Source organism: Pseudarthrobacter sp. GA104 (assembly GCF_009741265.1).
Classification (GTDB): Bacteria; Actinomycetota; Actinomycetes; order Actinomycetales; family Micrococcaceae; genus Arthrobacter.
The window spans coordinates 1152406-1175229 of sequence record NZ_WOWL01000001.1; the positions used below are offsets into that span (position 1 = coordinate 1152406).

Annotated in this window: 21 protein-coding genes; 7 read left to right on the forward strand and 14 right to left on the reverse strand. The window is 67.6% G+C overall.

The window, feature by feature from the left end; translation table 11 throughout:
* Positions 1-136 precede the first annotated feature (136 nt).
* The 4 genes from GK109_RS21890 to GK109_RS05150 form a co-directional block, all read right to left on the reverse strand.
* On the reverse strand, positions 137-280 hold the full coding sequence (locus GK109_RS21890; protein ID WP_197432416.1) for a hypothetical protein: 144 nt from the start codon (positions 278-280) through the stop codon (positions 137-139).
* Position 281: 1 nt separating this feature from the next.
* Positions 282-1676 (reverse strand): OFA family MFS transporter, encoded by a 1395-nt coding sequence (locus GK109_RS05140; RefSeq protein ID WP_157238925.1) that lies wholly within the window; start codon positions 1674-1676, stop codon positions 282-284.
* Between the two features lie 260 nt (positions 1677-1936).
* Entirely contained in the window at positions 1937-2272 is a 336-nt protein-coding gene (locus tag GK109_RS05145; protein WP_157238926.1) for a cupin domain-containing protein, read from the reverse strand.
* Positions 2273-2357: 85 nt separating this feature from the next.
* Positions 2358-3224, reverse strand: coding sequence for a DUF1295 domain-containing protein (locus GK109_RS05150; protein WP_157238927.1), 867 nt, complete (start codon positions 3222-3224; stop codon positions 2358-2360).
* Positions 3225-3347: 123 nt separating this feature from the next.
* Here GK109_RS05150 and GK109_RS05155 point away from each other — a divergent pair, with 123 nt between their 5' ends.
* The 3 genes from GK109_RS05155 to GK109_RS05165 are packed head-to-tail and all read left to right on the forward strand — an operon-like array spanning position 3348 to position 6102.
* Positions 3348-3809: a MarR family winged helix-turn-helix transcriptional regulator gene (locus GK109_RS05155; RefSeq protein ID WP_157238928.1), complete on the forward strand. Its 462-nt coding sequence runs from the start codon at positions 3348-3350 to the stop codon at positions 3807-3809.
* The gene (locus tag GK109_RS05160; protein ID WP_370460411.1) at positions 3806-5674 is read left to right on the forward strand and encodes a long-chain fatty acid--CoA ligase; all 1869 of its coding nucleotides are present in this window, start codon (positions 3806-3808) and stop codon (positions 5672-5674) included. The genes GK109_RS05155 and GK109_RS05160 overlap by 4 nt, the downstream gene beginning before the upstream one ends.
* Positions 5671-6102 carry a DUF2177 family protein gene (locus GK109_RS05165; RefSeq protein ID WP_157238929.1) on the forward strand — a complete coding sequence of 144 codons (432 nt, stop codon included), beginning with the start codon at positions 5671-5673 and terminating at the stop codon, positions 6100-6102. The genes GK109_RS05160 and GK109_RS05165 overlap by 4 nt, the downstream gene beginning before the upstream one ends.
* Before the next feature lie 34 nt (positions 6103-6136).
* Here the strand turns inward: GK109_RS05165 and fdhF are convergent, their stop codons facing one another.
* Positions 6137-8809 (reverse strand): formate dehydrogenase subunit alpha, encoded by a 2673-nt coding sequence (fdhF, locus tag GK109_RS05170; RefSeq protein WP_370460412.1) that lies wholly within the window; start codon positions 8807-8809, stop codon positions 6137-6139.
* Positions 8797-10497, reverse strand: coding sequence for an NAD(P)H-dependent oxidoreductase subunit E (locus tag GK109_RS05175; RefSeq protein ID WP_157238930.1), 1701 nt, complete (start codon positions 10495-10497; stop codon positions 8797-8799). Before GK109_RS05175 ends, fdhF begins: the two co-directional genes overlap by 13 nt.
* Positions 10498-10661: 164 nt before the next feature.
* On the opposite strand from GK109_RS05175, the gene GK109_RS05180 reads away from it, so the two are divergent.
* Positions 10662-11948, forward strand: coding sequence for a hemolysin family protein (locus tag GK109_RS05180; RefSeq protein ID WP_157238931.1), 1287 nt, complete (start codon positions 10662-10664; stop codon positions 11946-11948).
* A gap of 45 nt (positions 11949-11993) precedes the next feature.
* On the opposite strand, the gene GK109_RS05185 is transcribed toward GK109_RS05180, so the two are convergent.
* The 3 genes from GK109_RS05185 to GK109_RS05195 form a co-directional block, all read right to left on the reverse strand.
* A complete protein-coding gene (locus tag GK109_RS05185; protein ID WP_323056398.1) occupies positions 11994-12191 on the reverse strand; it encodes a DUF1660 family phage protein in 198 nt (65 codons plus the stop codon).
* Between the two features lie 176 nt (positions 12192-12367).
* On the reverse strand, positions 12368-13987 hold the full coding sequence (locus GK109_RS05190; RefSeq protein ID WP_157238933.1) for an ABC transporter permease: 1620 nt from the start codon (positions 13985-13987) through the stop codon (positions 12368-12370).
* The gene (locus GK109_RS05195) at positions 13987-14928 is read right to left on the reverse strand and encodes an ABC transporter ATP-binding protein (RefSeq protein ID WP_157238934.1); all 942 of its coding nucleotides are present in this window, start codon (positions 14926-14928) and stop codon (positions 13987-13989) included. Before GK109_RS05195 ends, GK109_RS05190 begins: the two co-directional genes overlap by 1 nt.
* Before the next feature lie 200 nt (positions 14929-15128).
* Here GK109_RS05195 and GK109_RS05200 point away from each other — a divergent pair, with 200 nt between their 5' ends.
* Positions 15129-15860: a hypothetical protein gene (locus GK109_RS05200; RefSeq protein WP_157238935.1), complete on the forward strand. Its 732-nt coding sequence runs from the start codon at positions 15129-15131 to the stop codon at positions 15858-15860.
* Between the two features lie 36 nt (positions 15861-15896).
* Here the strand turns inward: GK109_RS05200 and GK109_RS05205 are convergent, their stop codons facing one another.
* Positions 15897-16946, reverse strand: a complete 1050-nt coding sequence (locus GK109_RS05205; RefSeq protein WP_157238936.1) for a helix-turn-helix transcriptional regulator — start codon at positions 16944-16946, stop codon at positions 15897-15899.
* A 120-nt stretch (positions 16947-17066) separates the two neighbouring features.
* Between GK109_RS05205 and GK109_RS05210 the strand changes: the two genes are divergently transcribed.
* Positions 17067-17465 (forward strand): DUF1304 domain-containing protein, encoded by a 399-nt coding sequence (locus GK109_RS05210; protein WP_157238937.1) that lies wholly within the window; start codon positions 17067-17069, stop codon positions 17463-17465.
* A 65-nt stretch (positions 17466-17530) separates the two neighbouring features.
* On the forward strand, positions 17531-17965 hold the full coding sequence (locus tag GK109_RS05215; protein ID WP_157238938.1) for a nuclear transport factor 2 family protein: 435 nt from the start codon (positions 17531-17533) through the stop codon (positions 17963-17965).
* Positions 17966-18031: 66 nt separating this feature from the next.
* On the opposite strand, the gene GK109_RS05220 is transcribed toward GK109_RS05215, so the two are convergent.
* The 4 genes from GK109_RS05220 to GK109_RS05235 all read right to left on the reverse strand — a co-directional run bounded on the left by GK109_RS05220 (position 18032) and on the right by GK109_RS05235 (position 22723).
* Positions 18032-19966, reverse strand: coding sequence for an LVIVD repeat-containing protein (locus GK109_RS05220; protein ID WP_157238939.1), 1935 nt, complete (start codon positions 19964-19966; stop codon positions 18032-18034).
* A 256-nt stretch (positions 19967-20222) separates the two neighbouring features.
* Positions 20223-21350, reverse strand: coding sequence for a DUF1524 domain-containing protein (locus GK109_RS05225; RefSeq protein WP_197432417.1), 1128 nt, complete (start codon positions 21348-21350; stop codon positions 20223-20225).
* Positions 21351-21612: 262 nt separating this feature from the next.
* Entirely contained in the window at positions 21613-21990 is a 378-nt protein-coding gene (locus GK109_RS05230; protein WP_157238940.1) for a VOC family protein, read from the reverse strand.
* Positions 21991-22210: 220 nt separating this feature from the next.
* Positions 22211-22723, reverse strand: a complete 513-nt coding sequence (locus tag GK109_RS05235; protein WP_370460413.1) for a DinB family protein — start codon at positions 22721-22723, stop codon at positions 22211-22213.
* Between the last annotated feature and the right edge of the window lie 101 nt (positions 22724-22824).

The window sequence follows — 22824 nt, forward strand, 5'->3', positions numbered from 1 at the left end:
TGGCCGTGTTTTGCGCCGAGGAAGAGCCTATGGCCCGCCGTGAACCGGAAAGGTGCGTTTTGGTGGAACTGGGGAAATTCTTAAGGACTCCTGCGCCAACCCTGCGCCGCGGCCGGCGCGGGGCTGGCGCCATTCCTCACCCGAACAGCGCAGCCACCCGGGTCAGGGTCTGGTAGATCCCGTAGGCCAGCGGGACGCCCACCAGCGCCCAGGCGATGGCGAGTTTGCCGACCGATACTTTGGCGGGCGCCTGCGCGCCGGCGGTGTGTGCAGTGCTCATCTCAGGCCTCCATGGCAGGTTCGTGTGCCCGTCCGCGGTCGGGGCGGGGTTCGTGGAATCGTGCGTCCACCGGCTTGACCATCAGGTTGGCCAGGAAGCCGACCACCAGCAGCGCCACCATGGTCAGCAGCGCCGGCTGGTAGGACGCGGCGTCCAACTGGCCAGGCTTGCCCTGGGCATCCAGGAACGCGTTGACGATCAGCGGCCCGGCCACTCCGGCGGCGGACCAGGCGGTCAGCAGCCGGCCGTGGATGGCCCCCACCTGGAAAGTCCCGAAGAGGTCCCGCAGGTAGGCCGGAACGGTGGCGAAGCCGCCGCCGTAGAACGAAATGATGACGAAGGCGAGCGCCACGTAGAGGAACGTGGTGCTGGACCCGGCCAGCGCCAGCACCGTGTACAGGACGGCGCCGACGCCGAGGTACACCATGTAGATGCGCTTGCGGCCGGTGACGTCGGAGGTGGCGGACCAGGCGAAACGCCCCGCCATGTTGCCGATGGACAGGAGCCCCACAAAGCCGGCGGCGACGGCGGCACTCACCAGGGACACGCCGTCGGACTGGCGGAAGAAGTCCTGGATCATGGGCGCGGCCTGCTCCAGGATGCCGATGCCCGCGGTGACGTTGCAGAACAGCGCGATCCACAGCAGCCAGAACTGGCGCGTCTTCACGGCATTCTTCGCCGAGACGTTCTCCGTGGTGACCAGCTTGGCGGCCTTGACCTTGGCGGGGTCGAACCCAGCCGGCTTCCATCCGTCGGCGGGGACCTTGATGGTGAAAGCGCCAAAGAGCATGTACGCAAGGTAGACGACGGCGAGGGTCAGGAACAGCTTGCCCACGGCATCGCCGCTGGCCACCCAGTCCTTGGCGCCGGAGTTGGGATCGTACATCTTGAGCAGCGCCGTGGAGACGGGACTGGCGATCAGCGCGCCGCCGCCGAAGCCCATGATGGCCATGCCGGTGGCGAGGCCGGGCCGGTCCGGGAACCACTTGATCAGGGTGGACACGGGCGAGATGTAGCCGATGCCCAGGCCGATGCCGCCGATGAAGCCGTAACCGAGGTACACGAGCCACAGCTGGTGGGTGAAGATGCCGAGCGAGCCGATCAGGAAGCCGCCGGCCCAGAACATGGCCGAGGTGAACATCGCCTTGCGCGGGCCGTTCTTGTCCACCCATGTGCCCATGATCGCAGCCGAGAGCCCCAGCATCACGATGGCGATGGAGAAGATCACGCCGATCTCGGTCAGGCTGGCGCCGAAGTGCTTGACCAGGGCGGTCTTGTATACGCTCGTGGCGTAGGCCTGCCCGATGCAGAGGTGGACCGCGAGCGCGGCGGGGGGCACCAGCCAGCGGTTGAATCCCGGCGGGGCAACAGTTCGTTCTCGGTCCAGCCAGCCCATAGATGTTCCCTTTGCTTGTTCGACGACGTCGATGTCTGTTCGCTGCCGCAGCGCATACCCCTCCAGAGGCGAAAGTCCCTCTTATGGCGCTGTGGCCTCCGGCAATCATGAGGCAAATCGTCAGCAAACGTATGATTCTTGCGCCGAGCGGCGGCAAATCCGCGGTGAGCGGCGGCCGACTTTGTGCCCGCCGGTTGCGCCGGGACAGCGGGAGGCGGGTTCCGGGCGGCAGCAGCTTCACCGAAGCCGCCGCCCCGCCCCTACCGGTCCGTTTTGACCACCGTGAACAGCACCGCCGAGTCCTCCTCGGCCTCAAGGCTGTGCAGCCCATTCGGGACAATCAAGAGATCCCCGGCCTTGCCCTGCCAGGCTTCACCACCGGACTTCAGCCAGACCGATCCCCTGATCACGTAGACCGTGGCCTCGCCGGGATTCTGGTGCTCGCTCAGCTGCGTGCCGGCACGGAAGGCCATGACCGTCTGGCGCAGCTTTTTCTCATGTCCGCCGAACGCCGTGTCCGCCGCCCGCCCGCTGGGAGCCGCCACCGCTGCTTCGAGCTGCTGGCGGGCCAGGGCATCAATCGATATCTTCTGCATGCGGACACCGTACCCACCACGGAGAGGCAGTGCCAGAGGCCAGCGTCCCGAGCTCCGCCTGAGGAAGCTCGTCCGCCAACTTGCCCTACAGCTTTGGGATGAGGACCGGGGTGTTTTTCTTGTAGGCCTCGTACTCGGGCTCGCCGCCCCATTTCCGGTCGGCCTTCTTCTCCAGCAGCGGGATGCCGCTGCCCTTGATCAGCAGCAGCGCCACGAAGAGCGGAGACAGCAGGGCCAGCCATTGCCAGCCCTGCAGTACCGGAACGGCGATCAGGAGCACGCCGGTCCAGAGCACAATCTCGCCGAAGTAGTTGGGGTGCCGGGACTTGGACCACAGTCCGGTGGAGATGAAGCGGCCCTTATTGGCCGGATCAGCCTTGAACCGGCCCTTCTGGTTGTCCGCCACAGCCTCGATGCCGAAGCCACCAGCCCACACCAGGAAGCCCGCCAGCGCCCACCCGTCGAGCGCCACCCGGGCGACGGATGTAATGGCAATCCAGGCAGCAGCCGCGGTGAGGACCACCCACAGCCCCTGCACTGTCCAGGTGTTCAGGAACCGGATGAACGATGGCTTGATCTCATCGAACCGGTCATCCTTGCCGTGCTTGCTGACGCGGCGGAACAGGAAGCTCCCCAGCCTTACGGCCCACGCCACCACCATGGCCGCCAGCAGCAGCCCCCGCGCGTCCACACCCGGGGTCAGCACAACCAGGAGCAGGGTGATGGAGATGTAGGTCAGGGCGCCGGTGAGGTCGTAGTACTTCTCGGTCTGCGCCTTGAACGCCGGGACAAACGCCAGCCACTGGATAAGGAACGCGGCCGCCACCCCCAGCGCAAAGAGGGGGAACCCGCCCACGGTGGCACCACCCTGGCTGCCGGCGAACGCGACAAGCGCCCCCACCAGCACCGCGACCACAAAAATGATGAGCGCCTTACGGTCCGAATCCTTCATCAGGGCATTCCTTTCCCAAGCCGGGACGGCAGCCACGCGGTCCCGGCGCACTCCGCTTCTTCAAACTGATTTGATTACAAGGTTATCTAATTACTATATAGACTAGCGAAGATGGGAGGAACCATGAGCACACCGTCGTACCATCCGGCCGCCGTCGCCCTCCAGGCTGTTCTGGCGCTGGCCAACGAGACTGAACGCGAAGTGGCGGACAGGTTGGGGCTCAACCTCACCGACTACCGCGCCCTCTCCACGCTGTCCCAGTCCGGACCCATGACGGTGGGAAACCTCGCTCTGAAGCTGGGCGCCACGGCCGCCACCACCACCGCGATCGTCAGCCGGCTGCAAAGCCGCGGCTACGCGGAACGCCTCCGCGGCGAAGGGGACCGCCGCCATGTCCACGTCAGTGCCACCGCCGCCGCCTCCCGGGACATCATGAACCTGATGCGGCCCCTCATGGATGCCACCAACCGGCACCTCGAATCCCTGCCTGCCGCCCAGCAGGACGCCGTGGCCGGGTTCCTCCACACCGCCCGGCACCTCATGCAGAACCACCTGAATACCCTTTCGACAAAGGACACCGCTTGAGAGAGTTCTCCACCCCGCTGCTGGTTGAACCGTCCAGCCACCGGAACGCCACGGAGCTGCTGATGCAGCGGTTCAGGACGTCCCCGGACCATGTTGCCTTCGAGGTGCGGGCCCCGGAGGGTGCCATCACGGATCCGTGGCGCCAGGTGACCACGCGGCAGTTCGTCGAGGAGGTGCGCGCCCTGGCCAAGGGCCTCATCGCCGCCGGCCTGCAGCCCGGCGAGTCCCTCGCCATCATGTCGCCCACCCGGTATGAATGGGCAGTGGCGGACATGGCAGCGTGGTTCGCCGCCGCCGTCGTGGTCCCCGTCTATGAAACCTCCGCCCTGCCCCAGGTGGCCGCGGTCCTCGACGACGCCGCCGTGCGCCTGGCCGTCGCCGGCACCGCCGGGCACGCCCTCCTGTTGGAACAGGGCTTTGAACAGGCCGGGCGGACAAACCTGGGCGTCTGGACCATGGACGCACGTCCCGGCGCGGACCTTGCCGAGCTGAAACTGCGCGGCGCCGCCATCCCGGACAGCACCATTGAGGAGCGGCGCCTGCTGCCGGACCTGAACGCGGTGGCCACCATCGTCTACACCTCCGGCACCACCGCCGCGCCCAAGGGCGCCCTGATCACCCACGGCAACTTCGTGGGCCAGGTGCTCAACGTGGGCGCCGCATATACGGGCGTGGTCCGCGAAGGCGGCAACACCGTCATCTTCCTGCCCATGGCCCACGTGCTGGCCCGCGGCCTGCAGCTGACCTGCCTGGCCAACGGCATGCGCATCGCCCACCTGTCTAATCCCAAGGACGTGGTGCCCGCCCTCGGGGTCCTGAAGCCCACCTTCCTGGTGGTGGTCCCCCGCGTGCTGCAGAAAATCCAGGCGTCCGCTGCCGGCGCAGCGGCCCGGAAACGCCTTGGGCGGGTATGGGCTGCGGCGCAGCAGACCGCTGTGGAGTGGGGCCGGTTCGCTGAAGCGCACGACGCCGACCCGTCCTTGCGCGCCCCGTTCGGCCTGCGTGCGCGGCACGCAGTGTTCGACCGCGCGTTCTACGCCCGGCTCCGCGCTTTGATGGGTGGCCGTTTGGACTACCTGCTGTCCGGCGCCGCCGCACTGGACGCCGAGCTGTCCCTGTTCTTCCGTGGCCTTGGCCTGCCCGTCATCGAGGGCTACGGCCTCACGGAGACCACCGCGCCGCTGACCGGGAATATGCCGGACGCCATCGCCGCCGGCACGGTGGGCGTCCCGATGCCGGGAACCACCGTGCGCATCTCGGACCGCGGCGAGGTGCTGGCCCGCGGCGTGGGCGTGTTCGCCGGCTACCGCAGGCCGGCGGACAACCAGGATGCGTTCACGGACGGGTACTTCCACACAGGAGACCTCGGCGAGCTCGATGAGCTGGGACGGCTGACCCTCAAGGGCAGGATCAAGGACGTGATCGTCACCGCCGGCGGGAAGACCATCACCCCCGCCATCTGGGAAGGCTATGTGGAGGGTGATCCGCTGGTGGCCCACGCCGTCATGGTGGGCGAGGGCAAACCGTACCTGGGCGGGCTGGTGCTCCTGGACCCCGAGTCCGTCACGGCGTGGGCCGAGCGCGAGGGCATCAACGACCTCGCCGGGCTGCGGATCCCGGACGACGGCGGCGCCGTCCGGATCGAGGACGCCCGCCTCCTCAGCACCGTCGGCAAGGCGGTCAGTGCCGCCAACGCAAAGCTGGCCCGCTCCGAGCAGGTGCGCAAGTTCGTGCTGCTTCTGGCCGACCTCAGCGAGGCCAACGGAATGGTCACGCCCACCATGAAACTCAAACGCACCGCGTTCACCGAACGCGCCCGCCACATCGTGGAGAACCTCTACGCCGAGTCAAGGAGCCAAGCATGAACACCCGGACCAAGAGATGGCTGCTGTCCTACGCGGTCACCGCCGTGATCTTCGCTGTGCTGGACCTCGTCTGGATCAGCTTCGTGGCGAGCAACCTCTACCAAAGCCAGATCGGCCACCTGATTGCCCCCAGGCCCAACGCTGCCGGAGCCGTGGCCTTCTACCTCATTTTTGTAGCAGGGATGGTGCACTACGGCGTCCGCCCCAACGACGCGCACGCCACCATGCGGCAGCGGGTCACGGGCGCGGCGCTGTTCGGCTTCTTCACCTACGCCACTTGGGCACTGACGGCGTTTGCCGTGCTCAAGGACTTCACCGCAATCGTCGCCGTAACGGACATCCTTTGGGGGGCCGCGGCCTGCAGCCTGGTCACCTGGCTGACGGCCACGGTCCTGCACCGGGTCCTGGCGAAGGGCCGCGCGTCCTAGGCTGCTGAAGCCCCGACAGTCCGCACAACTGTCATCAGGACCTGGACAGGCGGACTGCCGTCAGCTTGTATTCTGGGCATCCGGTCACCTCGTCCTCCACCCTGGAGGTGAGGCTATTGACCGATGCGCCGGGGAAATGGAAGCCGGCGAACACCTGGCCCGGTTCCACCTCGTCGGTGATCCTGGCCTGAAGGACTGCCGTCCCGTGCCTGCTGCCCAGCCGGACCGGATCGCCGTCGTTCAGTCCCAGGGCGGCGGCATCCCCGGGTTCGATGTCCACCGTCTCGTCTGCGCTCAGGCGCAGGTTGCCGGTCCGCCGGGTCATACTTCCGGAGTTATAGTGCTCCCCCCTGCGCCCGGTGATCAGCAGGAACGGAAACTCGGCGTCGCATTGTTCGCCCGGGGGCAGGTAGTTCCTCGCTGCCAGGTGGGCCAGCCCGTCCGGGGTGGCAAACCTCTCCTGGTACAACCGGGGGGTTCCCGCCGAGTCGGCGGACCCGCACGGCCAGTGCAGAGGCCCTTCGCGGTCCAGGCGGGGGTGCGAGATACCGCCAAACAGCGGCGCCACGGCAGCGCATTCGGCCATGGCTTCAGCCGGTGTGGCGCAGCCAAGGTCCGCGCCCATCCTGCCTGCAACCGCATGCAGCACCGCAAAGTCGGTGCGGACGCCGGCCGGGGGCTCCACTGCCTGCCTTACCCGCTGGAAACGCCTGTCGAAGTTGACGAATGTGCCGTCCTTTTCCAGCCAGGCGGCCACGGGGAAGACGACGTCGGCTGCGGCGGCCGTCGCGGAGAGGAACAGGTCGTTGCAGATCACCAGCGGGCACGCCTCCAGGGCCGCCCGCACGGCCGTGCTGTCAGGGTCCGTGGTGAGAACGTCCTCGCCTATGACCCACAACGCCTGCAGCGACCCTGCCCGGGCAGCATCGAACATCTGCGGGATCCTAAGCCCTGGCAGGGGCGGCACATCGACCCGCCAGGTCCCGGCGCACCGGGCCCTGGCCGCAGGGTCCAGGACCTTCTGGTAACCCGGCAGCAGGTCCGGCAGGGCGCCCATGTCGGAAGCACCCTGAACGTTGTTCTGGCCGCGCAGCGGGTTCACCCCTCCTCCTGCACCCGGGCCCACGGCGCCCCGCAGGAGGGCAAGGTTGGACAGCGTCCGGACACCGTCCGTGCCGTGGAGGTGTTCCGTCACGCCCAGGCCGTAAAAGATGGCCGGCGCCAGCGCCTGCCCGTACAAAAGGGCCGCCTGCACGAGGTCGTCCGCCGGGACACCGGAAATCGCGGCCACCCGCTCCGGCGGGTAGTCTTCCAACAGCCCAAACAGTTCCTCGTAGCCGGTGGTGTGCAGGTCCAGGAAGGCGGTGTCCACCAGGCCCTCCCTGACCAGGACGTGCGCGAGGCCGTTGAACACGGCCACATTGGTCCCCGGCCTGGGCCTGAGGTGGACGTCGGCGTACCGGGCCAGCGAGGTACGCCGGGGATCCACCACCACCAGGCGGGCGCCGTCCATGACGCGCTGGAAGATGCGGGACCCTACCACCGGGTGGGCCGCCGTCGGGTTCGCCCCCACCAGGAGGACCGCATCGCACCGCTCCAAATCGTCGAACGGGTTCGTCCCGCCGCCCAGCCCGAACGTGGCGGCCAGGCCGGCCGCGGAAGGGGCATGGCAGAGCCGGGAACAGTTGTCCACGTTGTTGGTCCCCATGACGGTCCGGGCGAATTTCTGGGCCAGGTAATTCTCCTCGTTGGTGGCCCGGGCAGAGGAAATCAGGGCAAACCCGTCTGGTTGTCCGTCCCGGATGCTGCCGAGGCGTGCCGCCACGAACCCGACTGCCTCTGTCCAGGTTGCCGGGGTCAGCGTTCCGTTACGGCGGATCAGCGGGGTGGTGAGCCGGTCTGCGGAACCGAGGAAGCCGTGGGCAAACCGCCCTTTGACGCAGGCGTGGCCGCGATTGACCGAGCCGTCCCCGGCGGGCTTGACGGTCATGATGGTGTTGCCGCGCGTCGAGACTTCCAGGCTGCAGCCCACGCCGCAGTAGCCGCAGGTGGTCAGGGTCTGCCGCTCAAGCGGCAACAGATTGAGCAGCCCCGGTTCGGACAGGGCTCCGGTGGGGCAGGTGTCCACGCACGCCCCGCAGGAGACGCAGTCGGATTCCGCCCAGGGACCGCCTGTACCCGGCGCCACCACGGTGCCGGCCCCGCGGCCAACGAGCGTCAGCGCGAACGTACCCTGGATTTCTGCACAGGCACGGACGCACCGGCCGCAGGCAATGCAGAGATCACGGTCAAGCTTGACGTAGGGGTGCGAATGGTCGACGCCCCGCTCCGGCGGCAGGACAACTCCGGACGGAGCAGCCACCCCGTACTCGGCGCATTGGCGGACCAGTTCGCTGCGGTCGGCCGGAATGTCCAGCGCCCGGGGAGGCAACCCGGCGACGATAGCCTGCAGCGCAGCACGCCGGACTTCGCGGGAGGCCTCGACGTCGATGCGCAGGCCGTCCTCGGCCGGGGTGCTGCAGGCGGCGGCCAGACCCCTGCCGTTGACGTCCACCAGGCACGTCCGGCAGGACGCCACCGTGCTGAGCCGGTCGTCGTGGCACAAAGCGGGGAGGGCCAGGCCCGCCGCACGCACCGCCTCAAGCAGGGTGGCTCCGGACGGCACCTCGACGGCCCTGCCATCAATGAACAGTTTCACTCCGGCCACCCGGCAAGTCCGTAGACGCGGGCGAGGCTCCGTACCGCGGCCGGCACGCGGCGGCCGAAGGCGCACAGGCTGCCCGCCGCCATGGTGCCCAGCACTTCGCGGCGCTCATGTTCGACTGCAGCACCATCCGGCAGCGCCGCGAGGGCACGGCCGCGCCAGGCCCCCACCCGGCAGGGCGAGCACTGCCCGCAGCTCTCCTCCGCGGCGAACTGCCACAGGTTCTCCAGCACCTGCCCGCCGGTGACCCTGTCATCGAAGGCGACGATTCCCGCGTGGCCCAGCGCGGCCCCGCGCGTGGCCAGGGCCGCGTTACTCAGCGGCAGGTCAAGGTCCCCTGGGCCAAGGAAGCCTCCCAGCGGTCCCCCGATCTGCAAGGCGCGAAGTATCCTGCCATCGCGCAGCCCGCCCCCGAGAACCTCCACGATCCGCCGGACCGGCGTGCCGATCTCCACCTCATATGCGCCGGGCCGGAGGAAACGCTCGGACAGGCAAGCGAGCACGGTGCCGGACTCGTCATCAGTCCCCAGCGCTGCGTAGGCGGCTCCGCCGTGCTGCACGATCCACGGGACCGCACTCAAGGTTTCAACGTTGTTGACCACAGTGGGGCGGCCGCCGAGTCCGCGCGCGGTGGGAAACGGCGGGCGCGGACGTACGGTCCCGCGTAGGCCTTCGAGCCCGTTGAGCAGCGCCGTCTCCTCCCCCGAGACGTAGGACCCGGCGCCTTCAGCCACGTGGAACTCCAGGCTGGACCCGCTGCCCGCCGCATCCGGGCCGAGATGTCCTGCGCTGCGCGCTTCAGCCACTGCCTCCCGCAGCCTGGCGGCAGCGTGCGGGTACTCGGAACGGACAAACACGATTCCCGTGGCGGCGCCGACGGCGAAGCAGGCCAAGGCGAGGCCCTCAAGCACCCGGTGCGGATCCTGTTCCATCAGGAGGCGGTCGGCGTAGGAACCGGGATCGCCCTCGTCCCCGTTGGCCACCACCACTCGCGGCGCAGGGTGCTCAAGCGCTGCCCGCCATTTCGCGGCGGCGCGGAATCCGGCTCCGCCCCGGCCCCGAAGCTGCGCGGCGTCGACCTCGGCGAGGACATCGCCGGGTGCTGCTGCGGCGGCGACGCCCGGCCAGACGGACCAGGGCGGCGATGCTCCGAGCAGTCCCGCGGTCACCACAGGGACCCGGGCATCGCTGGCCACCGGAATGGGTGGGGCCTCCGGCGGCACCGACCCACGCAACTGCGCTGCCAGCCCAGGCCCCGCATGCGGGACCGCGCCATCCAGGGCTGCGGGACCGGAGAAGCAGTAGCCCAGGCAGCGCACTGCCTGAAGCGAGACGGATCCATCCCCGCTGCAGGTGCCGCTCTGCACCCCGAGCGCCTCTTCCACCTCGGAAACGTGCGTGCCGCCGGTGGCAGCGAAACAGGCCGCCGCAGTGCAGACCCGCACATGCCGGGACCCGCGGGGAGCTGCGAAATCGGCGAAGAAGGATGCCGGCCCCTCGACCGCTGCCGCAGGCAGGTTGAGCGTCCGGGCTATGTCCCTGGGGGTGCTGCCGGAGTTCCGGAGGGCGTCCGGGACTTCATTCACTGGCCGGCCGAAACGGGTGGCGTACCGGCGGAACGGATCGTCATTGTTCCGGTCCCTCCGGCCATCCATTGCTGCGCCCGGGCGCGCGGGGCTGGGCTCCTGCATGTCTCCAACCATGGCCGCTCCGGCCTGGGCGGGGAAAGGGCCGAAAGTCCCTCGGGGAGGAGTTCAGCTGGCGGGACTTTCCCCATGGTTCCGCCTGGCAGGACGCCCTGCGCCGCTACGGCCGGAAGCGTAACCCGCACGGCACCATTCGATAGTGTCTGAGCATGGACGTGGATACGCTGCTCAATTTCCTGTTGGTCCTTTTCTTCGTGCTGCTGGGCGGGGTGTTCGCGGGGACGGAAATGGCGCTGGTGTCCCTCCGCGAGAGCCAGGTGCGCCGGATGGAAAAATCGGGGAAGCGCGGGGCCCGGATCGCTGCCCTGGCCGGCAACCCCAATCGTTTCCTCTCCACCGTGCAGATCGGCGTGACCCTGTCCGGCTTCTTCTCGGCCGCCTACGGCGCGTCCACCATCGCGCCCGACGTCGAGCCCCTCCTCGAGGGAATCGGGTTCGGCGCCGCGGCCGAACCTGCTGCGTTCATCGGCATGACGCTGCTGGTGGCCTACCTGTCCCTGGTGCTCGGCGAACTGGTGCCCAAGCGCCTGGCGATGCAAAGCGCTGTCGGCTTCACCAAGGTCCTTGCCCCGCCGCTGGGGGTCCTCTCCGAGATCATGCGCCCCGCCGTCTGGCTCCTGTCCGTCTCCACCGACGCCGTGGTCCGGCTCTTCGGCGGCGATCCGCACGCCAGGCAGGAGAGCGTCAGCTCCGAAGAACTCTGGGACATGGTGGCCGAGAGCGAGGAACTGGAGGAACACAGCCGGAGCATCCTCAGCGACGTCTTCGGGGCCGGCGACCGCTCGCTGCAGGAAGTGATGCGGCCGCGCACCGACGTGACCTTCATCGACGGCAACCTCACCATCGCGGCCGTGCGCAGCATGGTCCGGGACGGCCCGTTTTCACGGTATCCGGTCATCGACCGAACGCCCGACGACGTCCTGGGCTTCATCCACGTCCGTGACCTCATGCCCCGGGACGGGAAGTACGACGACGGGCTGGTGCGTGACATCGCGCGGGAGATCCTCCCGCTGCCCGGCACCAACAAGGTTCTGCCCTCACTGTCGCGGATGCGCAGGCTGGGCCAGCACATTGCGCTGGTGGTGGACGAATACGGCGGCACGGACGGCATCGTCACCCTGGAGGACCTGGTGGAGGAACTCGTGGGCGAGATCTACGACGAGTACGACACCGGGGCCGAACCCGAGGACCGCGTCACCAGGACCAACGGGGCGGTGGACGTGGACGGCGGGCTGATCCTGCAGGAGTTCGAATCGGCCGCCGGCATCGAACTGCCGGAAGGGCACTACGAGACGGTGGCCGGGTTCGTCATTGACCGGCTGGGCCGCCTCCCCCGCGTCGGCGACAAAGTGGAGGTGGCCGGCCACGTGCTGACCGTGACGGCGATGGACCGGCTGCGCATCTCCCGCATCCGCGTCACTCCCGCCGGCGGGTAGACGGGCGTAGACCGGCGCCGCCACGGACGGTGCGCGGAAGCATTGTCAGTAGTATTTCCGGCTGTCGTGCTGGGGCGGTCGGTCCCCGGAGTCCAGGTGCCCGGTCCACGTTTGGGTCCGGTGATCGTACTTTCCGCATCGCGTGCACCGCCGGCGGAAGGTCCCCTTGGGTTCCTCTTCAAGTAACCAGTGATGTCCCAGGTTCAGCTTGCAGAGCAGTTTCGTAAGCATGATGAAATCCATCTCAAAAGGCACGGTAGGAACCGGGCCGGAACCACCGGAGCCGGCTAAATTCTACGCTCCTGGGGACGGCGCATCCACTGTAATTTCATTGGCAGCACCGCCTCACGCCGCCAGCCGGCCACCACCGGGACCTCCAGGCGTTCCTTTGCGTGGTCCCGGTGGCATAAGGCCCGGCCTCATGCCGTAAGGTCCCTGCGGCGGAGGGAGAAGGCCGCCAGTCCAGTCCCAAGCGCGGCAACGGCAACCAGGCCCAGCGCCCCGGCCTGGTTGAAGGGCTCCACCGGCATGGCAGAGGAGTGCCGGAACGGGCTGGCATCCTGCAGCCACAGCGGCAGGCCGAACAGTTCCCCGAACTCTCCCAGGACAAGCCCCGCTGCCAGCCACCCCCACCCCAGGAGGATGCTGAGCCGGGGCGCCAACGCGACGGCCGCCGCGGCGGTTGCCAGGAACACCAGAGCCGCGGGAACGTAAGCCAGGGCCGCAGGAACCAGCGACCACGCCGGACCGCCGGCGGCACCTGACATGCCAAGGCCGACGGCGGCAGCGGCGCCTGCCGTGGCGGTGACGCCGGTTGCGGAGGCCGCAGCGATCAGCACGTTCGCGCCGAGCCAGCGGGTCCGGGAGGCCGGCGTGGCCAGCAGCAGTTCAGCCCTGCCCTCGGACTCCTCAGCCCGCATCCTGAGCACGGCCTGGATGCCTGCAGCCGCTGCGAACACTCCGGCGATGCCCAGCAGGGCGGTCACGAACACGTCGATGAGCCCGGCCCGGCCGCCCGGGACAAGCCGGTCAATGAGTTCCTTGATGGGAGCCATGCCGGACACGGTCTCGGATACCAGGGGGCCAAGGGCCCCTGCAACGGCACCCAGGGCCGCCGCACCGACGCACCAGCCGGCCAGCGTAGAACGCTGCAGGCGCCAGGCCAGGCCGACAAATGATGTGCCTCCCACACCGGCACGCTCCCTGCCGTTGCGCTGGATCAGCAGGCTGGCGCCCACGTCCCGCCGTCGCCGAATCACCAAGGCGACAGTTCCCAGGGCCACGGCGGCAGCGAGCGGCACCAGCAGCATGGACGGATCCGGGCTCGTGAACGGCCGCGAGCGCTGGCCCCAGCCGATGGGCGACAGCAGCGACGGCCAGGCACTTGACACGTGGAGCAGGTCCGCAGCCGGCGTCCCCAGTGCGTCGCCCAGGCCGCGGAGCAGGTACGCCGCACCCACGAGGGCCGCGGCGGCACCGTTCGCGCTCCTGCCCGAGGGCAGCACTTGGGCGGCCACGGCGGCGAGGCCCACAAAGCAGGCACCGACTGTTCCGACGGCGGCCCCGGCCCCCGCGGCGCCCCCGCCGGGCAGTCCGGCAGCGATGAATCCGGCGGCAACGAAGACAGCCAGCACCAGGTTCGCAACGGCGCCCAGCAGAAGCGTTGCCATCAGGGACGCTGCCCGCGGGGCGGGGACGGACCCCAAGAGTTCAGCCCGTCCGAGTTCCTCGTCCGAACGGGTATGGCGCACCACCAGGAACGTGCTCATCAGGCTGGCCAGGACCGCGGTGAAGGCGTAGGCCGTGAAGAAAACCACCGGACCGGTGCCGGTCCCGTCAGGCAGGCCGCGGAGGAACAGGAACGCGGGATTCGATGCCGCCACAGTAAGGATGGCCGCCTGCGATGACTCAGCGCCGAACTGCGTTGCCACGGCAGCCGAGGTGGCAACGCCGAGCAGCGAAATGCCCAGGATCCAGACCGGTAACGCCACCCTGTCCCGCCTGGCCTGGAACAGGACCAGCCGCAGCACGCCGTTCATTACCGCACCTCGCTGCTGCGGCCCTTGCCGGCGCTGTTTCCCCCGCTGTCGCCGTCGCTGTAGTGCCGCAGGAACAGGGATTCCAGGGACGGCGGCGCCACGGAGAGGCCGGTGACCCCCGGTTCCGCAATGGCCGCCAGCACGGCGCCCAGATCCGAGGGATCGGCGTCGAACTCCGCTGCGCCGTCAGTGATGCTCAGCCCGTGAGCTCCGGGCACGGCAGCCAGCCGCACACCGTCGGACAGTCCCGTTACGCGGAAATGCGTACGCTGCAGGTGCCTGAGTTCGCCCAGGGTGCCCGTTTCCACGGCCACTCCGGACCGGATGATGGTCAACCGGTCACACAGCTGCTCCACCTCGCTGAGGATGTGGCTGGACAGCAGCACCGTGGCGCCGTCCCCTGTCACCCGTTCGATCTGGCGGCGAAACACGGCATCCATCACCGGGTCCAGGCCGGCGCTCGGCTCGTCCAGCAAGTACAACCGCGCCGGGCGGGCAAACGCTGCAATCAGGGCGACCTTCTGCCGGTTGCCCCTCGAATAGGTCCGGGCCTTCTTCCGGGGGTCGAACTCAAACTCCTCAACGAGCTCACGGCGCAGATTCTCGTCCGCGCCGCCGCGCAGTCCGGTGAGCAGGTCAATGACTTCCCCGCCCGAAAGGTTCGGCCACAGGCTCACATCGCCCGGAACATAGGCGACGTCCCGGTGCACCGCCTCCGGATCGGCCCAGGGATCGAGCCCGAATACGCGAACCGAGCCTGCTGTGGGACGGATGAGCCCCAGCAGTATCCTCAGCATGGTGGATTTGCCAGCCCCGTTGGGGCCGAGGAACCCGTGGACCTCCCCCGCTGCCACGCTCAGGTTGAGGCCGTCCAGTGCCTTGGTCCTGCCAAAGTGCTTCGCAAGACCGCGGGCTTCGATGACAGGTTGTGCTGTATCCATGAGCCGTCTGCTCCTCGGGTCCGTCACGCGAACGCCCAAGGCGGCGCCGGGGCGTTCCGAAGGCGTTTGCCTACGGGCCGACCAGGCTTCCCGGCTCTCCGTTCCTCAGCATACAAGCGTCCCGCCCCCCGGAGAAGACCGCCCGCGATCCCGCTTGCGGGCGTAGACTGGCGCCACCACTCGAGGCGGAGGCAAAGGCTATGAAAAGCATCCGGGAGCAGGCCTCCGACGTTGAACACCATGCCGAACTTGGACCCGGGGAGGACGAACGGTTCTCCGGCTACGGCGTGATGGGGCTGCCGTTCAGTTCCGGCCACGTCCTGGCCATGCGCCGATTCCCCGTCACCAGTGTTGGGCCCGGCTACCGGTCAGTCTGGCTGCGCCGGCCGTCCGGTTCCTGGACCATCTACGCCGACGCCCCGCCCCAGGTTTCCTGCGCCCGCTACTTCGGTGCTGCACTGGAATCGGCGGTCCAGTGCCCCATCGAGGTTGCCTGGACGGGCGATGCCGCCTTCAGCGTGCGCATCGCCGGAGACGTGGGCCTGGCGTGGGACGTGGAACTGGAATCCAGTCCCATTACGCGCGCAATGACGGCGGCGCTGACCGCACTGCCGGGCCAGGCTCTGGAGAACACATCAGTCCTGAAGGTCATGGGCGCCGCCTCAGGCCCGTTGCTGGGGGCGGGGCGGCTCGGCCTGACCGGCTCCGTTCCCAACCGCCAGGGTTTCCGCGCCAAACCCCGCCGGATGTGGTTTGTCTCCCGGAGCACTGCCGCACTTGCCGGGGAAGACCTCGGCGCCCCGCAACCCCTGCGCGTCCAGACCCGCCTGGGCGATTTCCTGATCCCCCAACGCGGCATTTTCCTGATCGGCGCGTCGTCCTTCGACCGGTTCGACCCCGCCCGGCATCTTCCGGACACGGCCCGGCAGTAGAGTCTCGCCGCGCAAGCATCTCTCCTCGGCACGGCCTCACGCCGCCAGCCTGGCCACCAGTTCGCCGCGGCTGCCCACGCCCACTTTCCCGTAGAGCGACTTCAGGTGGTCATGCACCGTGTGCGGGGAGATGAACAGGTGCCGGGCGATGTCCGCCGTCGGACTTCCGGACAGCACCTCCAGGCAGACCTCCCGTTCCCGCGCCGTGACGCCGTACGCCGCGAGCAGCAGGGTGGCGACGTCGTGCGTGGTGGCTGGTTCCACGGTGACCACCATCTGCTGGGGGTCGTCCCCGGTGATCAGGCGGCTGGCCTGCAGCACCACCCAGCTGTTCCCGGCGTCCCGCATCCTGGCCCGGGCCGTCCCGGACCTCGAGGCGTGGGCCTGGGCCACCACTGAGTGCAGCGTCATCGTGAAGCGGCCCGGCGCGGCGTCCTCCACCTCGGCCAGCCAGGCTGCGGCGGCGGACGTGGCCGCGCGCAGCTCGCCGTGCAGCCCGGCCAGGACAATCACGGGCCCGACGGCGGCCGGCCCCGACGGGTGCGCCGCTCGCACGGCGATCCGGGTAGCCGCCGCCAGCGTGGCGGTCACGGCCCCGAGGAATTCGACTTCGCGGTCAGTGAAATCATGTCCGCCGTCCCGAAAAATGCTGCCGACTCCCCAGCACGCCTCGTCCACCCGGAAGGCGGCCCGCAGTTCGTGCTCCAGGCCCTGGGGCTTGAGCAGGTCGTTGATCCGTATGCTCCGCACCACCTCGCGGTGCGGTGCGTCGGACATCCGGGCGATGGGCCGGGGGCGGCGCAGCAGCTCGGCGAAGTTGTTCGGTTCGGTGCCGGTGTATTCGCTTTCGGCGAAGCGGGCCGAGTACTCCTCGTACTCCCGCTCCCCCACCGGCCACGGCTTCCAGTTGGTAACAGAGGTCATCACGAGGGAATCGGGGTCGACGCCGGCCCAGCAACCCTGCTCGAACGGCACCGCCCGCTGCACGACGGCGAGAGCCGATTCATAAAGGTCGGCCAGGCTCATCCCGCCGGCGGCCAGGGCGGCGATCTCCCGCCTGGCACGCTCGGCGCGCTCCTCCCACATAGGTCAAGTATCCGCCCGCCAGGTGGCGGCGCAATCCCCCAAAGTGGGGGTTCCCCAAGCTCCCCTGAACCCTCGGCGAGGGGATCGCGGCCGGTGGTGCCGGCGTCGTACTTTTTCCTCATGAACGCCGTATCCCAGCTGTTCGCGGTGCTGGCCGCGCTGATCTACATCGCGGTGTTCCCGCTGGAGAGCTTCCTGATGCACCGGCCGGGGGCACAAAAGTTCCTGAGCACCCCGCCGCGGAACGTTCCGGCCGTGATGATGTGGGCCATCCCCACCGGGTTCCGCAACCTGGTGATCGGCCTGGGAGTCCTGGCCGGGGTGGTGGCTGTGAACATGGGCTACCCGGTGGTGGGCTACACCCTGGTGGTCTACTGCTGCCTGAACATGGTGCTGACCGCTCCGGCCATGTTCCTGGCGGACATGATGGGCCACTATCCGAAGAAGGGCGACAGCATCCCGGGAACCCTCGGCGCCACCGTGCCGGCGCTGATAGCCCTGGTTGCGCTGCCGTTCTGAAGCCGTTCGATCGGCAACAGCCTTCGGGCGCCAACAAATAGTTACATTGATTGGGAGGTCCACACATGGGACAGGCACGCGAAGTCACTGACCGCCTCACCGCGGCCATGGGATCAAAAGACAAAGAGGCGCTGGCGCGCTGTTACGCCGCCGACGCCGTGGCCTACACCCCGGACAAGGGGGAACTCCGCGGACGTGATGCCATCACGAGCCACCTCTTCGCCTACTGGGAGGCCATGGAGGACGTCCGGTACGAGCACACGGCCAAGTACGAGGCCGGGGACGTGGCGATCAATGAGGGCGTCGTCGTGGGAACCAACACCGGGCCGCTGCGCATGCCGTCCAGCGAAACCCTGCCGGCCACGGGCAAGACGCTCCGGATCAGGAGCTGCGACGTCACAACGGTCAAGGACGGGGAAATCACCTCCCACCACTTCTACTTCGACCAGCTGGAGTTCCTGGGACAGCTCGGACTGATGCGCGAGCTCAGCTCGCAGTGAAGGAGGACGGAGCTTAAAAGACGGAGGGGGGCGCCCAGCCGCCCCCCTCCGTGTTTTGTTCCGGGTTTACGGATCCGTGAAGATCCAGAGGCCGCTGTCCCGGTCGCTGCCCAGGACGTAGGTCATGCCGTCCTCACCAACAAACGTTTCCACTCCCCAGAAGTCGTTTCCTGCCTCATCCAGGTAGCCGCCGACTTCCACCAGTTCGCAGGTGGTGTTGTCGGCAGGGTCGCTGCACTGGATCTGGATGGCCCGGAGGCCGCCGGAGTAGTACGAGAGGTAGGCCAGGGACGGATCCTGCGGGTCCACGGCTACCTCGTGAACACTGAGGTCCCCGTATTTGAGCGCGTAAGCGGGATCGTGGGCTTCGGGGATGGCGAACGTGTCCAGCTCCTGCAGGGTGGTTGCGTCCAGGAGGTGGACATAGCCCCAGCCGTCAAAGACGGACCCCACTTCAATGTCCGCCCCGACGGTGCCGATGGGAAGGGCTTCGGGGTAGGTCCACGGCGCATCCAGCGGTGCCAGCTCGAAGAGCCGGTGGAATGCCGCGTGGGTGGTGCAGACGGCAACGATCTCGTCCACGAAGGCGCCTGACCCGCAGAACGGCTCAGTTGTGGCAGCCTCACCCGTGTGGTGGTTGACGAAAAGCACGGCGTCCCAGCCCGCAAGGGCTGCTTGATGGGCCTTCTCCCCCGGGAAGCACGCTCCCTCCGGGGCACTGGGGTCACCGACCGGACCTCGTTGGAGCACCAGGGTGGTTTCCTCCCCGGGTGCCAGCGATTCCAGGTATCCCGGGATGCTCTCCGGGGTGGGAACGGCTGCTGAGCCGGGGCAGGCGTAGCCGCCATACACTACAGGACCATTCAGGGTCAGGTCCGGCAGGACGGCAGGTGCCTGGCCCCCGGAAACAATCACCGAGGGGTAAGTGCCCTGGTGGGCTCCGCTGGTGATCTTGAAATCGTCCGTGCGGTAGGGGGCGAAGTCCTCATCCGTACTGATGATGAACCGGTTGTCCGCCGTGAACTCCGCCTGGTGCGCGTTGCCCTCAGGGGTGAGGGACACCCCCAGGGATTCAAGGAGCTCGGGGTCCACTGCCGCGAATTCCGAGTCCCCAAGGAATACCGCGTTGGCGGGATCATCAACGTTGAGGAGAACGTAGCCGCCGTCCCAATAGGAAAGCAGCATGATGAAATGGCCGTTGATTTCCTTGACCACCATGTCATGAAGGAAAGAATCGGTCAGCCCCACGTCGGGCTGATTCACGTCAAAGGCATTCAGGTCGTATTCCGCGACCAGGCGCGGACGGTGCGGGTTGGTGATGTCAAGGATGTCCACGTCCGTGAACTCCTCATTGTCGGTCATCACCACATAGGCCTTGTCCCCTGCATCCCACGCAAAGGCGCTGTGGATCTCATTGGAATCACGGCTGCCCGGCGCGCGGTCACCGAAGTTCTCGGACAACTTCTTCGGGTTGAGCGGGTCTGTCACGTCAAAGAGCGAAACGCCGCCTTTGGCGTTCTTTCCGCAGGCCTCGTTGTTCACCACAAAGACTTCACCGGTGAAGCTTGGGGTGCTGATTTCGACGACCTGCAGGCCTTCGCCGGGGCGGGTGTCCTGGTGGGATGGGATGAACCCCACCTGTTTCGGTGCCGCTCCGGCCGTGCCCTGGTCTACGCCCGTGATGTCCACGATGTAGACGCCGGCATCCGGGCTGGTCTGTCCGCCCGTTTCCGGCCCCGCACAGTCAGGCTCGCCCCAGTTGGCGAGGAAGGCGGTGTTTCCGTCCGGCGAGACACTCACATCTGCGATCAGGTCAGGGGTGTTGGTCAGGCGGACCACATCCACCAGGTCAATCTTCCCGAATTCCCCGGTCCCGACGAGGTGCCCTTCGTCCATGCCGTGCTGGCCGTCCGGGTGGGCCGTGGCGCCCGAGAGACCGAACGTTGATAGCGCCAGGGTACTTAGTGCTGCAAAAACAACCAATCTACTGCGTTGTGGCATGCCTTGCCTCCAGCTGAATTTTTTCTTTGGCCCCCAATGGCGCTCAGCCTAAACCTGGAATTATTCCAATGTCTAGGGGAATTTTCAGCTTTCTTTCAGGTTCATCAACTATAAGACCGGAAAGGCTGGCGCGAGTCGCCTACGGTCATGGCCATGAAAGCGCTGTCAACTGACACGATGGCAAACGAAAGCCGTGGATACCTCCAAGAACGAAGGTATCCACGGCATTCAGCACATTGAACTTGCGCGGTAGCGGCTACTCGCAGGCTACGCCGTCGGAATCACGGTCCAGGCCGGCCCGGTAGCCCGCCTGCCCGGCGAAGAGCGGTGCTGCACCGGCAGCCCTGGCCGCGGCACAGTTGGCGTAGTAAGCGGCCGCGGGCGCCGGAGCGGCAGGGGCGGGCACCACAGGCGGGGCCGGAGCAGGTGCCGGCGCAGCGGGAGCCGGCGCAACCGGGGCCGGAGCAATAGGGGCCGGCGGCGCCACTACCGGAGCCGGCGCCACAGCAGGTGCGGGCGCCGGAGTGGCAGGTGCCTCCTGGTTTGTGGGCGCCAACTGGCCCGGGCAGTCGGCCAGGATCCTGGCCATCGCGTCGTGCTCGGCCTTGGTGACCCACAGGCTATAGGTAGCCTTCACTGAAATCTGCCGGGAGACGTATTCGCAGCGGAAGCCCTTGTTCGGCGGCAGCCAGGTGGCCGCGTCGCCGTCGCCCTTTTTCATGTTGGTGGGGCCGTCCGTGGACTGGAGGTTCAGCGGATCATTGGCGAACGCCGTCCGCTGTTCAGTGGTGAGCTGCTGGGCGCCCTTCTGCCACGCATCGCTGAGCGCAACAACATGGTCGATCTGCACCTTGCTGCTGGTCCCGCTCCCCCGCAGGAAACTGATGGTGGCGCCCGTGTACGGGTCCACCAGCGTCCCCGACTGCACCTTGCAAGGCACGCTGTTGGTGTAGGTGATGCCCGTGAGGTCCCGCTTGAGCATGTCATTGCGGGTGTCGCAGCCGTTGCGGTCAACGTCCAGCCACGCCTGCCCGAACAGCGCCCGGTCATACCCCGTTTTGGGCGCCCGGCCCTTGATGGGAAGGGTGGCCAACAGGTCGATCGCCCTGGTGGCGAACGCGGGCTGCGTCCTTGGAGCCGCCACGGCCGCGGCCTGCGGCATCAGGTTCGTGGTTTCGGGATCAAGCGGTGCGCCCGTTTCCTGGACGGACGACGACGACGGCGTTGCTTTGGCGGTTGCGCCCGCCGCAGCGGCGGCTGGCGAAGTTGTGGTTTCCGGCGAGGCGGCCTTCAGGCCGGGAGGGCCCGCGCAGCCGACGAGGACCGGAAGGACCAGCAGGGCGCTGATCCCAGCGACGGTGAAGGTGAAGGCGCGTGGCGGCAATGTTTCCCCATTAAATAAAGGCCCGGCAATAAGCCGGGCCTTTTGCTTAGCCAAAACTGGTTATGGAAAGAACCTATTTCCCCGAACCGCAGAGGACGCCGAAACTGGGGAGAACCTGCGTTAACTTTGATCAAGGCTTGATGGTTGTTGCGGCACGGAGGATTCGGGGCGTAACAATCGCTGCGTGTGCGGCCAACCTGGTGGTGAACAGGCAGGGCTCAGCCCGCGCGGGCACCGTGCTCACGCGGGCTTGTGGCTGCTGCTATGCGCGCTGGGCGATATTGAGGATGTTCCCCTCGCTGTCGAGGAACCACGCGCCCTTCCCAAATGAGTCAGTGGCAACGCCGTTCTCTGTCTTCAGTCCGGGGAAGTCATAGTCTTCAAAGACAACGCCGCGGCCCCGCAACTCCTCCATGTCGCGCTCGAGGTTGTCCGTCTCCCACCCCATCTGGGTGTTCTTGGCCGTGCCCGCATTTTCCGTCTGGTACACAAGGAAGCTTGTTCCCTTGCCGCAGCGGTACACCAGGTTGTCCTCCACTGTCTCGGAAGGCTCCAGCCCCAGCTTGTCCCGATAGAAATCCTTGGCCCTGTTAATGTCCTTTGCGGGAAGGACAGCCATGATTGCCGAATCTTTGAGCATGGTGATTTCCTTTGTGCATTCTTGTATTGGCGGCGGTTGCTCTCCCCCGGGCGCGGACCCGAACCACCAAGTCCGGGAACGCAGGGCCGCCCGTCGCGCCAGTTTTCCGGGGCGGCCACCTGGGACTCTGCGTGCCCCGCCAGCCGTCATTGGCGCGAGGGTCCCCGAAGCCTATGTGGCCATTATGGAACCGAAATGCGCCTACGGAAATAGGGGATTGCTACTGCCCCCGTACCTGTTTCAGGCCCTTGGCGTATGCGGCCTGTCCCACGTGCTGGAGGCAGTCCGCCAGGGTGCTAACCAACCGCACGCCAAGGGTGACGGGCGGGTCCCATCGGGTATCCACGACGCGGTCAAGGTCCCGGTCCCCGAGGTCCTGCAGGAACTCCACGGTCCGCCGGTGGACGGCGTCGTGGTACTCCAGCAGCAGTTCCGGCTCAGCACGCACCGCATCCACCTGCTCCGTGGAGTGGCCGTAGCCGGTGTCGCGGGGGTCCAGCGGAAGGTTGAAGCGGCCCACGAAGTCCTGGGCGGTCCAGGCCTGTTCGCGGCCGGCGACGTCCGCCACCTGAGCGTCCTCGACGCGGCTGAGGTGCCAGATCAGCCAGGCAATCGAGTTGCCGGTGCCGACCGGCCGCCAGGCAAGCATCCCGCCGTCGAGCCCTTCAAGGGTGGCCTCCACGTTCTCGCGGATCCGGCCGAAGGCGTCCAGCAGCAGTTCGTTGGTTTTCACAGGTCCCTCCCGGTACGTGTCCCCTAGACGCTAGCTTCGCACGTGCCGTTCACCATGCGTTAGGCACCCCGATGCCCGGGCTTCCTACCCTCGCAGGTGAC

Bases quoted from the DNA above. Each gene is read 5' to 3' on its own strand.
- GK109_RS05210 (WP_157238937.1), top strand. From the start codon at position 17,067: ATGAACGCCGTATCCCAGCTGTTCGCGGTGCTGGCCGCGCTGATCTAC.
- GK109_RS05155 (WP_157238928.1), top strand. From the start codon at position 3,348: ATGAGCACACCGTCGTACCATCCGGCCGCCGTCGCCCTCCAGGCTGTT.
- GK109_RS05145 (WP_157238926.1), bottom strand. From the start codon at position 2,272: ATGCAGAAGATATCGATTGATGCCCTGGCCCGCCAGCAGCTCGAAGCA.
- GK109_RS05180 (WP_157238931.1), top strand. From the start codon at position 10,662: ATGGACGTGGATACGCTGCTCAATTTCCTGTTGGTCCTTTTCTTCGTG.
- GK109_RS05190 (WP_157238933.1), bottom strand. From the start codon at position 13,987: ATGAACGGCGTGCTGCGGCTGGTCCTGTTCCAGGCCAGGCGGGACAGG.
- GK109_RS05215 (WP_157238938.1), top strand. From the start codon at position 17,531: ATGGGACAGGCACGCGAAGTCACTGACCGCCTCACCGCGGCCATGGGA.
- GK109_RS05230 (WP_157238940.1), bottom strand. From the start codon at position 21,990: ATGCTCAAAGATTCGGCAATCATGGCTGTCCTTCCCGCAAAGGACATT.
- GK109_RS21890 (WP_197432416.1), bottom strand. From the start codon at position 280: ATGAGCACTGCACACACCGCCGGCGCGCAGGCGCCCGCCAAAGTATCG.
- GK109_RS05195 (WP_157238934.1), bottom strand. From the start codon at position 14,928: ATGGATACAGCACAACCTGTCATCGAAGCCCGCGGTCTTGCGAAGCAC.
- GK109_RS05140 (WP_157238925.1), bottom strand. From the start codon at position 1,676: ATGGGCTGGCTGGACCGAGAACGAACTGTTGCCCCGCCGGGATTCAAC.
- GK109_RS05185 (WP_323056398.1), bottom strand. From the start codon at position 12,191: ATGGATTTCATCATGCTTACGAAACTGCTCTGCAAGCTGAACCTGGGA.
- GK109_RS05220 (WP_157238939.1), bottom strand. From the start codon at position 19,966: ATGCCACAACGCAGTAGATTGGTTGTTTTTGCAGCACTAAGTACCCTG.
- GK109_RS05175 (WP_157238930.1), bottom strand. From the start codon at position 10,497: ATGCAGGAGCCCAGCCCCGCGCGCCCGGGCGCAGCAATGGATGGCCGG.
- GK109_RS05205 (WP_157238936.1), bottom strand. From the start codon at position 16,946: ATGTGGGAGGAGCGCGCCGAGCGTGCCAGGCGGGAGATCGCCGCCCTG.
- GK109_RS05165 (WP_157238929.1), top strand. From the start codon at position 5,671: ATGAACACCCGGACCAAGAGATGGCTGCTGTCCTACGCGGTCACCGCC.
- GK109_RS05200 (WP_157238935.1), top strand. From the start codon at position 15,129: ATGAAAAGCATCCGGGAGCAGGCCTCCGACGTTGAACACCATGCCGAA.
- GK109_RS05150 (WP_157238927.1), bottom strand. From the start codon at position 3,224: ATGAAGGATTCGGACCGTAAGGCGCTCATCATTTTTGTGGTCGCGGTG.